The sequence below is a fragment of the Pseudomonas sp. KSR10 genome, assembly GCF_022355455.1.
In the GTDB taxonomy this organism is placed as follows: Bacteria; Pseudomonadota; Gammaproteobacteria; order Pseudomonadales; family Pseudomonadaceae; genus Stutzerimonas; species Stutzerimonas stutzeri_E.
Map to the genome: position 1 here is coordinate 26,985 of NZ_JAKOEN010000025.1, position 13,005 is coordinate 39,989.

The window sequence follows — 13,005 nt, forward strand, 5'->3', positions numbered from 1 at the left end:
AACCTTCAGCCCCTGCGCTTGGCGCGATGGCTGCGGTAGGTATCGAGGATCACCGCCACCACGATCACCGCACCGGTGATGATGCGTTTGGTCGGTTCAGTGGCGCCAATCTGCGCCAGCCCGGCCGCCAGTACGGAAATGATCAACACGCCGAAAAAGGTGCTGATCACCGAACCGCGCCCGCCCATCAGGCTGGTGCCGCCGATCACCACGGCAGCGATCACCTGCAGCTCCAGGCCGGAGCCGGCATTCGGATCGGCCGCTTCCAGGCGGGAGATCTGGAAGAGTGCGGCCAGGCCAGCAAGCAGGCCCATCAGCGCGAACACTGAGACCTTGTACGGCTTAGGGTTGATGCCCGCCAGGCGCACGGCCTCTTCGTTGGTGCCGATGGCCACCAGGTAGCGGCCGAACACGCTGCGGGTCAGCAGCAGGTGCGCTGCGACGATCACCAGCAGCGCGATGATGAACGCGGGGGAAATACCCGCCGCGAATGGCGTCGACAGCCAGGCATAGGCGTCGCCGATGTAGGCGGTGCGTGAGTCGGTAAGCTGGTAGGCGAGGCCGCGCGCCATCTCCAACACACCGAGGGAGACGATGAAGGAGGGGATGCCCCAAGCGACAGTGATAGTGCCGGTCACGGTGCCGGCCAATGCGGCGCAGGCCATGCCGAGCAGCGCCGACGGCACGATGCCCCAGCCAAAGCCAAGCATCGCCACGCTGACCACAGCCGCCGCCAGAGCAAGTACCGAACCCACCGACAGGTCGATGCCGCCAATGATCAGGATCAGGGTCATGCCCACCGACAGCACCATCAGATCGGGGATCTGGTTGGCCAGGGTGGTGAAGGTGGCGTAGGACAGGAAGTGACTGCTCAAGGACGAGAACAGCACGATCATCGTCAACAGCGCGCCAGCGAGGCCCAGGTAAGTGCCCAGGCCCTGGTGCGTGCCGCTGCGCTTGGCGGCAGGCGTGGCGGACGAAATGGTCATTGGGAAAGCTCCTGTAACGGGGGCGCGACATCGCCGAGCATGGCTTCGCGGCTGCGGTAGCCTGCGAATGCGGCAGCCAGCAGACGGTCCTGACTCCAGTCGTCGCGGTCAAAGGTTTCAATGAGGCGGCCGGCGGACAACACGCCGATACGGTCGCAGATCAGCATCAGTTCGCGCAGGTCGCTGGACACCACCACCAGCGCTTTGCCCTGGCGCGCCAGGTCGCCGAGCAGGCGGTAAATCTCAAACTTGGCGCCGACGTCGATGCCACGGGTGGGCTCGTCGAACAGCAGCACGCGGCAATCGCGCTCCAGCCAGCGGCCAATGACGACCTTCTGCTGATTACCGCCGGACAGCTCGACCACCGCCTGATGCGGCCCGTTGCACCGGATGCGCATGGAATCTATCTGCCGCTGGGCAAGGGCCTGTTCCGCGGCTGGCCGCATCAGCCCGTTGCGTGAGACGGCCGGCATGTTGCCCAGTGCCAGGTTGGCGGCGATGGGCTGGCTCAGCAGCAGGCCTTCGCCCTTGCGGTCTTCGGTGATCAGCGCGATGCCGTGGCGTACAGCTTCGGCGGGGGAGCGCACCTGGACCGGCACGGGCGGGTTACCGAGCGAGACCTGCCCGCTGTCGGCGCGATCGGCACCATAGATCAGGCGCAGCAGCTCGGTGCGGCCCGCGCCGATCAATCCGGAAATACCGTAGATTTCCCCGGCGCGCACAGTGAGCGACACATCCTCCACCTTGCCGCGGCGGGTGAGATTATCGACTTGCAACAAGGGCGCGCCGATCGGGCGTTCACCCAGGTCGATGGCTTCGCCGACATCGCGGCCGACCATCAGGGTGACGAGCTCGTCGCTGCTGTAGCGGTCGATGGCTTCCACCGCCACCAGTTGGCCGTCACGCAGCACGGCGACGCGCTGCGCCACTTTTGCCAGTTCTTCCAGGCGATGAGAGATGTACATAATGGCGACGCCGGCTTCGCGCAGCCGCTGGATCTGCGCGAACAGCAGGTCCACCTCGCGGGCAGTCAGCATGGCGGTGGGCTCGTCGAGCACCAGTACCCGGCAGTCGCCGATCAGATTGCGGGCGATTTCGACCATCTGCTGATGACCGACTCCCAGGGCCGCGACAGGCGTATCCGGATCCACCGACTCCAGCCCGACCTGCACCATGGCCTGGCGCGCCATCTCACGCAAACGACCACGGGTGATCCAGCCGCCACGGCTGGGCAGATTGTCGAGAAACAGGTTTTCCGCCACGGTCAGTGTCGGCAGCAGGTTGAGCTCCTGCAGCACCATGCGTACGCCAAGGCGCTCGGCTTCGCGACGGCTCGCCGGGGCATAGGGTTGGCCGAGAAAGCTCAGCGAGCCGGTGGTGGGCTGCTCCAGCCCGCAGAGGATCTTCGACAGCGTGCTCTTTCCGGCGCCGTTCTCACCGGTCAGTGCCAGCACCTCGCCGGCGCGCAATTGCAGGTCGATTCCGCCTAGCACCGGCTGAGCATAGGTCTTGCCGATGCTGCTGGCGGCGAGAACGGTCTCGCCACCGGCTACCGCTTGGCTCACGGCTTGGTCACGAGTTCGACAGGGGTTTCGATGACGCCGTCTTTGGCATCGGTGGATTCGCCCTTGACCAGCTTGAGCGCCGCTTCGATACCGAACACGGCTTGCTGCGCGGCGAACTGATCGGCGGTGGCGAGTACACGACCGTCCTCGAGCATGGGCTTGATGGCGTTGATGTTGTCATAGCCGACCACCTGTACCTGGCCTTGCTTGCCGGCCGCGCGCACCGCCGATACCGCGCCGAGCGCCATGCTGTCGTTACCAGCCAGCAACGCCTTGAGGTTCGGGTACTCGTTGAGCATGGCGGAGGCCACAGCGTTGCCGCGATCGATTTCCCAGTTGCCCGACTGCACGCTGACGACCTTCATGCCGGCGGCTTCCATCGCATCCTTGAAGCCTGCGGTGCGTTGCTGAGCATTGGTAGTGGTCGACACACCTTCGATGATGCCGACCTCATCGCCCGCTTTCAGCTTGTTCTTGGCCAGATATTCACCGACCAGACGCGCGCCTTTGCGATTGTCCGGGCCGACGAAGGGCACATCCAGGCCCTTGCTTTTCACCACGTCCGGATCGAGACGGTTATCGATATTGACGACCTTGATCCCGGCATCGCTGGCCTTCTTGATCACGGACACCAGGGCTTTGGAGTCGGCTGGCGCGATGACCAGCGCATCGACCTTGGCGACGATCATCTGCTCGACGATGCGGATCTGCGCAGAAGTATCGGTCTCGTCCTTGATGCCGTTGGCGATCAGCGTGAACTGGCCCGGATGTTCCTTCTGGTAGGCCTTGGCGCCGTCTTCCATGGTGCGGAAGAACTCATTGGCGAGGGATTTCATGACCAGTGCCACCTGAGGCGTTTCACCTTCGGCAGCTTGAGCACTGGAGAGGCTGACTAGGGCGGCGGCACCGAGAGCAATGGCGGCGCAGAGACGGGCAGGACGGAGACCGAGCATGGGAAAACTCCACGGTTATTGTCATTATTTTGGATACGCAAACGTTTGCGTGTATCTAAAACTATGAAATAGCCTGGATTTTGTCAAATTAGGTAGCGCCACCACTCGTCGTTAATAGAACTGCGAGTGCTTAGCGAAGCAGCGGGCTAGGAAGTGCGCTAAACATCGAGCTTTAGAAAGGCCTTGAGCTCGGATTTCTTGCCCATGGCATCCCGGTAACCCAGTTCAATCAGCTCGCTGCAGTAGCCGGGCTCGAACAACAAGTAACTCAACAGCCCGCCGCCGCCTTCGCGCGTGCCGCCCGAACCACGCAGGAATAGCCTCAGAGCCGCGGGCATCTCTCGCCGATGGCGAGCGGCGATCTTGTCCAGCGGTTGGCTGGGAGAAATTACCAGCACCTCGACGGGCGTCAGGCCATAGGCGCGCTTGCGCTGTTCGATAGGCACCAGTCGTCCCAGTAGGTTGAGGCGCTCCAGCAGCTCGATATCAGTCTCGACGTTGTCGATGAACGTGCTGTTGAGCATGTGCCCTGAGATCTGCGCCAGGCTTGGCATGGTGCCGGCAGGCCTGGGTATCGGCGCTGTTTTGGCCTGAGCTCCCACCGGGTTGCCACTGACCCCGACCACCAGCACACGCGTTGCGCCCAGGTGCAGGGCGGGGCTGATCGGTGCGGTCTGGCGTACCGCGCCATCGCCAAAATACTCACGGTTGATTTTCACCGGCTCGAAGATCAGCGGGATGGCCGTGCTGGCCAGCAGATGGGGTATTGCCAGGCGGGTCGGCACACCCACCCGACGATGGCGCAGCCATGGGTCGATCGCAGCATGTCCCTGATAGAAGGTCACCGCCTCGGCCGACTCGTAGCCGAATGCTGTCACCGCTATCGCGCGCAGTTGCCGATGTCGCATAGCCGCGGCGATACCGGAAAAATCCAGCTCGCGCTCAAGCAGCTTGGCCAGCGGCGAACTGTCGAGCAGCGCAACCGGCACTTGCTTGCCGATACCCAGCACGCTGCGGCCGAGAAAACGGCTGGCCTGGTGCAACACACCCGGCCAGTCACTGCGGTACACCTGATCGGTATGAAAGCTGCGCCACACGGAGCTCAGCCGCCCCACTGCCTCGCGAAAATGCAGGGCGCCGCATGCCAGGCTGACGGCATTGATCGAGCCCGCCGAGGTGCCGACGATCACCGGGAACGGGTTGTCTGAGGACTCAGGCAGCAGATCGGCAATCGCCGACAGCACGCCCACCTGATAGGCCGCTCGCGCGCCGCCACCCGAGAGGATGAGCCCAGTGGTACCGGGGTTGTTCACAGTGTCCTCGGCCATCATCGATTCCAGTTCGGGGTTTCCGGTAGCGCTTGGGCTCGCCAGAACTAATGATTTGGTCCGGGGTACTTATCACATGACGATTGAGACCGCGAATGGCTTGAAGCCGGTCGGCCGTGCATCTGTACCTTGGCGTTCTCGCCGTTTGGCTTACCGTGCGGTAGAACCGGCTGTGCTGGCCCATCGGGTTGGGTATTGCAAGCAGACATGGCTATGTGACATGGCGCGCGGCATGGAATGCAACCCTGTTGCATTCAATTTAACTTCCCTCTCTTGTGGCTCAGCCGTTCGGCACGACCTCGTAGGACGTATTGCTGAAGAGGATGTTGCGCCAGTCCGGGCGCCATTGAGGGATGCTCAGGGTGAAGCCCTGGGTGCGCTTGTCGAAGGCGATCCAGGTCACGCCCAGGCTTTGGCTGTCCTCGCTTGCCCGCATGTCCACGGAGTGCGTGGTAAAGAGTGGGCTGCGAAATACCTTCGACCGGTCCGCACGGTCGACGATGCGCAAATACGACAGGCCTCCGCCAGGGGCTAGCAGGCCCTGTACCGGCACGCTTTCGATGAGATGGCCACCTTGCGGGCTGACTTGCGAAACCGACGGCGGCGCGCTCAGCGCTTCGCTCAGGCTCCAGCCAAAGAGCAGGGCGAGCGCGGCGAGAAGGCTGCATACAGCGAGAATGGCTTTGTTCATGTCAGCGTTTCGGCAGGGTGATGGCGGGCGTGCCAGGTGGCAAGGGTTCGCGTAGCAGATCGGAAAACACGCGGAAGTCTCCGCCTCGTTTGTATCTAGCCCGGTACCGCATCAGTGGCCACCGCTTGCCGTATCATGCGCACCCCGTTTTCTTTCATCAGCCCATGACTACCCTCGAACTGATCGCCTCCACCCTCGGCGTGCTCGCCGTCTGGCTCACCGTGCGTCAGAACCCGCTGTGCTGGCCCATCGGATTGGTGATGGTACTGCTGTATGCCTGGTTCTTCTTCGAAGCGCGGTTGTATTCGCAGGTGTTGCTCAACGGAGTATTTGCCGCCATGCAGTTGTATGGCTGGTGGCAGTGGACGTGGGGCGGCGGGCAGGGCGGTGGCCGGCCCGTGGTGGGCTCGACGGCGATGGAGATGGGTGTGGGCCTTGCCGTGGCGGCGCTCGGCAGTGTCGGGCTGGGTTTGTTGATGACCGTGGCTACCGAAGCGGCTTATGCCTGGCCGGACGCTGCGTTGACGGCGTTCAGCCTGCTGGCGCAGCTGTGGATGGCACTCAAGCGGTGGCAGTGCTGGGTGCTGTGGATCGCAGTGGACGTGCTCTTTGTGGCGTTCTTCGTGTTTCAGGAATACTGGTTCACTGCGGGGTTGTACGGGTTATTCACTGTGCTGGCGGTGATGGGCCTGCATGAGTGGCGGCAGTCGAAGTTCGCGGTGCAATGAGGCCCGCGGCGCCGAATTGGCAGGCCGGGTGGCGCTGGGTGGCCGTAATACCGACTGCCGTCGACATTGCTTGGCCGAACAGGCCAGTGGTCCCGCTGTCATTGTTAAGGCGCCACGTGCCTCCCATACTGCCAACCTCCGGCTGTAACCCACGCGCCAGAGCATATGGGCACCACCGAAACACAACTACCGCCCCTTGCTGCGCTATTCCATCTGCCGACCGCAACACGCAATACGCCCGCCCACTCGCCAGAGCAGACCGTGCCCCATGTTGTTCAGCCGTTTCGAAAACCTGATCGATGTTTTCAAGCCAAGCCCCGATGTAGCACCACCCAGCGGCATGCTGCGGTTCTATGCCCACTACCTGAAGCAGGTGTGGCCGCTGATGATCGCGGTGTTGGTGATTGGCTTCGCGGCGGCGGTGATCGAAGTGGCGCTGTTCAGCTTTCTCGGGCAGTTGATCGACATGGCCCAGGCGACCAGCGATGCGCGGACATTCTTTGCCGAGCATCGTAACGAGCTGCTGTGGATGGCGGCCGTGGCGCTGATCATCCGCCCCCTGGTGTTCGGCCTGCACAACCTGCTCACTCATCAGGCGATCAACCCTGGGCTGACCAACCTGATCCGCTGGCAGAATCATCGTTATGTGCTCAAGCAGAGCCTGAATTTCTTCCAGAACGATTTTGCCGGGCGCATCGCCCAGCGCGTGATGCAGACCGGCTCGTCGCTGCGTGATTCGGCCATGCAGGTGATCGACGCGCTGTGGCACGTGGTGGTCTATGCCGGCAGCGCGCTGTACCTGTTCGCCGCCGCCGATCTGCGTTTGATCGTGCCCTTGCTGCTGTGGATCGTCGGCTACAGCGCCGCACTCTGGTACTTCGTGCCGCGTATCCGCGCGCGTTCGGCGGCGGCGTCCGCTGCGCGCTCCAAGGTGATGGGACGGGTGGTGGATGGCTACAGCAACGTCGCCACGCTCAAGCTATTCGCCCACTCCCGGGAGGAAGAAAGCTACGCCCGCGAGGCCATGCAGGAGCTGCTCGGCAAATTCCGTCTACAGTCGCGCGTCATCACCAGCCTGGATTTCGCGATTACCTGCATGAATGGCCTGTTGATCGTCGGCACCGGCGCGCTGGCGCTGTGGCTCTGGAGCGAGGCGCTGATCAGCACCGGTGCCATCGCCCTGGCGCTGGGCCTGGTGATCCGCATCAACAACATGGCCGAATGGATCATGTGGGTGGTCAACGGCATCTTCGAGAACGTCGGCACCGTGCAGGACGGTATGAAGAGCATCGTTCGACCCCGTGATGTGCTCGACCGTGAAGACGCCCAACCGCTGCAGGTGGAGCAGGGCGGTGTGCGCTTCGACGATGTGCATTTCCACTACGGCAAGCGCGGCGGGGTGATCAGCGGGGTGAGCATCGATGTCCGTCCCGGCGAGAAGATCGGCCTGGTCGGGCCGTCCGGCGCGGGCAAGTCCACATTGGTCAACCTGCTGCTGCGCCTCTATGACCTGGAAAGCGGGCGGATCCTCATCGACGGCCAGAACGTCGCCGAGGTCGGTCAGGAAAGCTTGCGCGCCAACATCGGCGTGGTCACCCAGGACACCTCGCTGCTGCACCGCTCGATTCGCGACAACCTGCGCTACGGCAAGCCCGAAGCCAGCGACGATCAGCTCTGGGCCGCTGCCCGCAAGGCCCGGGCGGACGTCTTCATCGGCACGCTGGACGACAGCCAGGGCGGTCTGGGCTTCGACGCCATGGTCGGTGAGCGGGGCGTCAAACTCTCCGGTGGGCAACGCCAGCGCATCGCCATCGCCCGGGTACTGCTGAAAGATGCACCGATCCTGGTGCTCGATGAAGCCACCTCGGCGCTGGATTCGGAAGTCGAAGCGGCGATTCAGGAGAGCCTGGACACCCTGATGGAAGGCAAGACGGTGATCGCCATCGCGCACCGGTTGTCGACCATCGCGCGCATGGATCGACTGGTGGTGATCGACAAGGGCCAGGTAATCGAGACCGGCACCCACACCGAGCTGATCGAGCGCGGCGGCCTCTATGCGCGCCTATGGCAGCATCAGACCGGTGGCTTCGTGGGCGTGGATTGAACGGACCGGTAACGGCAGAGGGAAAGACTTCACGGATGGACAGGGAAAACGCCAGGCAGCCGAGGGGAGCGGGCCAATGAAGGTGCTGGTACTCACCGGAGCCGAATCGACCGGCAAAAGCTGGCTCGCCGCGCGACTGCAGCAGCGCTTCGGCGGGGTGGTGGTGGGCGAGTACGTCCGGCATTTCATCGACTCCGAACAGCGCGACACCTGCCTGGCTGACATCCCGGCCATCGCCCGCGGCCAACTGGCCTGGGAAGACGCGGCGCGCATCCAGCGGCCCTGCCTGCTAATCCTCGATACGCACCTGCTGAGCAACATGGTCTGGAGCCAGACGCTGTTCGGCAGCTGCCCGGCGTGGCTGGAAGCCGAACTATTGGCGCGCCGCTACAACCAGCATCTCCTGCTTTCGCCCGAAGGCGCCGAGTGGCACGCGGACGGCCAGCGTTGCCAACCGGACGCCGCCCAGCGATGGATCTTTCATGACGCCTGCCGCAGCTGGCTCCAGCAGCATCGGCAGCCGTTCGTAGAAATTGCTGGAGACTGGGCTAGCCGTGAGCAGCAGGCCGTCGTTCAGGTTCAGGAGCTGTTGGCGCAATAGGTCGCTCCGCGCGTAAACGCGAATTAATGACGGCTGACGTGCTGCGTATACGGGTGAGTGTCCATCCGCCTCGCACGCTTGGGGTGGCCTCGATGGGTTTCGCAGTGCTCAGGGCTATCCTACTTGGCGGGTGTGTGGTGTAGAGCGGTGGATCGGTGAGGCGTGATCCACCCTACGGTAGATGGTAGGGAGGATGTCGCCTTTTATCCCCACCGCTGGCACAGACGGTGAGCTGAAATTTTTCTGGCTGGGTTGAGTCGGCGATATCCATCGGGGATGGCGATGGGTTTCGCTTCGCTCAACGCCATCCCACGGTCGGGGTCTACTGTTCAAAGTGGCGGTATGCCGCCTTTCGATAAGGGGAATCGCGTGGAAAGTCGAGGGTTTGTTTGGGCGCATTTCAAGCTCAATGCCGAGCAGCGCCTGCGTGGGTTCAACTTCTTCGTGGTGCTGGCGATCTTTGCCGACGGTGGTGTGCTGGCCGCCTTGGAGCGCGGCTTCTCGCCAGGTTTGCTGGTGTTGCTGGGGGCCTTCACCGTGTTGCTGGCCATGGTGTTCTGGCTCGTCGATGCGCGTAGCCGCCAGCTGTTGCAGCTGACCATCACGGCGCTTCGGGAGATCGAGTCCGAGTTTCCGCCCAGCTACCGGCTGTTTGCCAACGATGCGCTGGGACAGAACCCGGTCATCAGCTACACCTTTGCCATCCGAGCGCTATTGTTGGCGCAGATGGGCTTCGGCTTTGGCGTGATCGTCTATGGGCTCTACCACTGGTGACGACGCGACGCGGTTTGCTGGCAGGTTCTCACCCTTCCCATCTCGTTGCATGGCGCGCTGGAGCCCGAGCAGCCTCACTGATAGAGTGCCGCCGCTCGCCAACTATCGGCTGACAGGATGTCTGCCCAGCCGCCGCACAGGATGCTTTCATGAAAAAACTCGCACTCGCTGTTGCCGTACCCCTGGCCCTCATCGGAGCCGCCACCTTCTACACCGGCACCCAGGTCGAATCGCTTGCTCGCGATGCCGTCGACCAGGCCAACGTCAAGCTTCGCCAGATGGGAGTCGGCGCTGGTGCCGACGTCAGCCTGGAGCTGGTCAGCTTCGAGCGCGGTCTGCTGTCCAGCTCGGCGCGCTATCAGGTCGACATCGAAGTGCCTGATGACGAAGGCAACACCAAGCACTACCTGGTGTTGCTGCAAGATCAGCTCGAGCATGGTCCATTCCCTCTGTCGCGTTTGGCACGCGGCCAACTGATGCCGGTTGCCGCCCAGAGCCACGCCGAGCTCGTGCGGACACCGCTGACCGAAAAGCTGTTCGATGCCGCTTCAGGCGAAAGCCCGCTGGTGGGCGACACCACCATCGGCTACGACGGTCGCCAATACGGCGATCTGCGTTCGGCCGCATTCAATTTCGAAGATGAAGACGGCGCGGTTCGCGTCTCGTCCGCCACGATCAATTTCGAAGCGGCGAAGAACGCCGCTGCCGTACGCATGAACGGCGAGCTGCCGGAAATCGACGTCAACCTGCAACACAGCGCCGCCGATAAGCCGATACACATGAATGTGCGCGGTATCAGCCTGAGCGTCGACAACAAGGAGGATGCCAATGGCTTCGCCCTGGGGCCGTCGGCTATCACCCTCAAGCGCATGGAGATCCAGGCCGGTGACGAGCCTGCCGTGATCATCCAGGACGCGTCGTTCGACGCCGCACTGGCCGAGGGCGAGCGCGGCCTCGACCTGTCGGCCGGCTACCGTGTCGGTCAGGTGGACGCGCAAGGGCAGACCTTCCGCAACCTGGCTCTGGTTTTCGGCCTGCGTAACCTCGAGGGCAGCAAGCTCAAGGCGCTGGTCGATCGCTACAAAGAAATACTCGATAGCGGCCCCACGCCGGAGGAGTCGATCGCCAACATCACCGATGCCCAGCAGCAGGAATTGCAGGCGTTGGCGCTGCAGCTGCTCGAGCACAACCCCACGCTGGCCCTCGAGGAGTTCGGCTTCGAAACCGCTCACGGCGCGGCCCGCCTGTCCATAGTGGTGGATCTGCGTGAGCCGAGCGCAGAGGCGTTCACTCCCGACGCGATGATCTCCAGCATGCTGGCATCGCTCAAGGCCGACGCCGGTATCGACAAAGGCCTGGTGCGCGATGTGGTCAGCCTCGTCGCACAGCGTCGGCAGGAGGAAGGGCAGCTGGACCCTGTGGCGCTGAAGCAGGAAGCCGACGTCAGCACCGACCTGTTCAGCAGCATGGCGATCGATTCGGGCTGGTCCCGCCTGGAAGGCGAGCGCCTGATCAGCTCCCTGCACTACGCCAATGATCGGGTGACCTTCAATGGCCGCGAGATGAGCGTCCAGGAGTTCATCGGCTTTGCCTTCGGCTCGGTACAGGGTGCCGGCCTGCTCGGCCAGTGATTCAACGAGCATGAAAAAGGCGGCTTCGAGCCGCCTTTTTTGCATCTACGACAATTCCAAGTTCCACAACGGCGCGGTGGCGCTCGCGAGCCCAGTTGTCGGACCACAGCTCATCTCCTCGGCTGAACGCCTCCGATCCGCACCCGGTCGGTATAGATAACCACCGGGAGGCTTGACGATGACGATATCCAGCAATCTGTTTTGGGGCGCGTTGGCGCTTGGTCTGGTCACGGGCATGCGCAGCACGCTGGCGCCGACGATGACCAGCCGTGCGCTGGCCGCGCGTGACGGGATCGAAGATGCCGGCGAGCCGGCGCGTATGCTGGCCTCGCACCCTGCACAGCAGGTTCTGTTACCGATGGCGGCGGCTGAGCTGCTGGGTGACAAGATGCCCTTTGCGCCGGATCGCACCATCGTCCCGTCGATGATGTTCCGTGCCCTGTCGGGTGGCGTGACGGCCGCAGCATTGGCGAGCGTTCGACGTGAGCCGGTGATGCTACCGGCACTGATCGGTGCGTCGGCGGCGCTGGTTTCGTCGAAGATCGGGCTGAGCCTGCGCAAGCCTTACCAGCCGCGGCCGCTGATCAACGCCGCCCTCGGGCTCGCCGAGGATGGTCTGGCATTGACCCTGGGCAGGGCGGGGCTGCGACGTTCGCTGGGTTAGAGCGTGCAGGCAATGAGTGTCGGTACGGCTTCGCCGGCATTGACTCCGCGTGGCGGGCTGAAGCGGAACGCCGCCCGGCCCTCCCTGCGGAGAGAGATGATTGACCTGTGGAGCGCCCATTCGAGCCATACGTTCATGACAGGCCGCAGCGCGGCCTGTCATTCACCGTATCGAGCAATCAGCTGGGCCGCTGGATCACGCAGATGCGATTACTGCCGGTCCCGGAAGCTGTGGAGCCCTGCACGGTATTTCCGCCGCCGGTCACCGGGTTAGTGGCCAAGGTGTCTGGATAATCCGTACCGGCTCGTTTGGCGCTGCTGCCGACATCGTAGCGACCCGTGTCGGCTGTCGCCGTACGGTCGGTCGGCAGCGCTTCGTCGGTCGGTCCCGCACCGGCCGCGTGGCTGAGCCGATCGTCATCCGGGTGGGTGTGAGCGGTCGTGGTCGCGTTCGAGGTCGTGGCGGCCGGCTTGGTGAAATGCTTGTCGAGATGGCTGTCGCCACCGGTCGCGCCGGCATAGGGGCTGGTAGGCCCGGCATAACCCTGCATCGCGCCTGAGTCAGTTGGGCCGGCGCTGCGATCATTGATGTCGATGGCGCCGTTGTATTCCAGAGCGTCGCGTGCCCTGACCAACTGATCGTCGTTGTACACGTCCACCGCGATCACCAGGGCGCCCCGGCGCACGGCTTCCGGGTAGGCGGTGGCGTGGTGACGGTGCGCCTCGTGCGGCTCGTTGCCAAACAGGGACTTGAAGAAATGCGCGACCTTTGACTCGTGATGCGCACGATCCACGTTGCCGTCCGTGGTGGAGTAAGGCGCGTCGTAGGCATGGATCTCTGCGCTGTCGGCCCCGACCGAATGTATCTGTTCCTGAGCGATGCCCCGGGCCATCAGGTCGCCACGGGTGCGGTTTGCATCGGTCAGCGTTGCGAACGCTGCTACCAGTGTGTGTTTCATGGTCCACCTCGCGTTGTGT

12 protein-coding genes are annotated in these 13,005 nt (G+C 63.4%); 6 read left to right on the forward strand and 6 right to left on the reverse strand.

Features of this window, described 5'->3' with window-relative positions; all coding sequences use genetic code 11:
* Positions 1-5: 5 nt before the first annotated feature.
* The 5 genes from MCB86_RS22125 to MCB86_RS22145 form a co-directional block, all read right to left on the reverse strand.
* Positions 6-989: an ABC transporter permease gene (locus MCB86_RS22125; protein ID WP_239612167.1), complete on the reverse strand. Its 984-nt coding sequence runs from the start codon at positions 987-989 to the stop codon at positions 6-8.
* On the reverse strand, positions 986-2,554 hold the full coding sequence (locus MCB86_RS22130) for a sugar ABC transporter ATP-binding protein (RefSeq protein WP_239612168.1): 1,569 nt from the start codon (positions 2,552-2,554) through the stop codon (positions 986-988). Before MCB86_RS22130 ends, MCB86_RS22125 begins: the two co-directional genes overlap by 4 nt.
* Positions 2,551-3,507, reverse strand: a complete 957-nt coding sequence (locus MCB86_RS22135; protein WP_239612169.1) for a sugar ABC transporter substrate-binding protein — start codon at positions 3,505-3,507, stop codon at positions 2,551-2,553. Before MCB86_RS22135 ends, MCB86_RS22130 begins: the two co-directional genes overlap by 4 nt.
* Positions 3,508-3,665: 158 nt before the next feature.
* On the reverse strand, positions 3,666-4,835 hold the full coding sequence (locus tag MCB86_RS22140) for a patatin-like phospholipase family protein (RefSeq protein ID WP_045160008.1): 1,170 nt from the start codon (positions 4,833-4,835) through the stop codon (positions 3,666-3,668).
* Between the two features lie 280 nt (positions 4,836-5,115).
* Positions 5,116-5,526 carry a hypothetical protein gene (locus MCB86_RS22145; RefSeq protein ID WP_239612170.1) on the reverse strand — a complete coding sequence of 137 codons (411 nt, stop codon included), beginning with the start codon at positions 5,524-5,526 and terminating at the stop codon, positions 5,116-5,118.
* A gap of 164 nt (positions 5,527-5,690) precedes the next feature.
* On the opposite strand from MCB86_RS22145, the gene pnuC reads away from it, so the two are divergent.
* The 6 genes from pnuC (at position 5,691) to MCB86_RS22175 (ending at position 12,028) form a co-directional block, all read left to right on the forward strand.
* Positions 5,691-6,254, forward strand: a complete 564-nt coding sequence (pnuC, locus tag MCB86_RS22150; protein WP_239612171.1) for a nicotinamide riboside transporter PnuC — start codon at positions 5,691-5,693, stop codon at positions 6,252-6,254.
* 268 nt (positions 6,255-6,522) lie between these two features.
* Positions 6,523-8,358, forward strand: a complete 1,836-nt coding sequence (locus tag MCB86_RS22155) for an ABC transporter ATP-binding protein (protein ID WP_239612172.1) — start codon at positions 6,523-6,525, stop codon at positions 8,356-8,358.
* 76 nt (positions 8,359-8,434) lie between these two features.
* The gene (locus tag MCB86_RS22160) at positions 8,435-8,959 is read left to right on the forward strand and encodes an AAA family ATPase (protein ID WP_239612173.1); all 525 of its coding nucleotides are present in this window, start codon (positions 8,435-8,437) and stop codon (positions 8,957-8,959) included.
* Between the two features lie 369 nt (positions 8,960-9,328).
* Positions 9,329-9,733: a hypothetical protein gene (locus MCB86_RS22165; RefSeq protein WP_239612174.1), complete on the forward strand. Its 405-nt coding sequence runs from the start codon at positions 9,329-9,331 to the stop codon at positions 9,731-9,733.
* 149 nt (positions 9,734-9,882) lie between these two features.
* Complete coding sequence (locus MCB86_RS22170) at positions 9,883-11,364, forward strand: YdgA family protein (protein WP_239612175.1); 1,482 nt, start codon at positions 9,883-9,885, stop codon at positions 11,362-11,364.
* A gap of 178 nt (positions 11,365-11,542) precedes the next feature.
* Entirely contained in the window at positions 11,543-12,028 is a 486-nt protein-coding gene (locus MCB86_RS22175; protein WP_239612176.1) for a DUF4126 family protein, read from the forward strand.
* Positions 12,029-12,206: 178 nt separating this feature from the next.
* Here MCB86_RS22175 and MCB86_RS22180 read toward each other — a convergent pair whose 3' ends face one another.
* A complete protein-coding gene (locus MCB86_RS22180; protein WP_239612177.1) occupies positions 12,207-12,986 on the reverse strand; it encodes a hypothetical protein in 780 nt (259 codons plus the stop codon).
* Between the last annotated feature and the right edge of the window lie 19 nt (positions 12,987-13,005).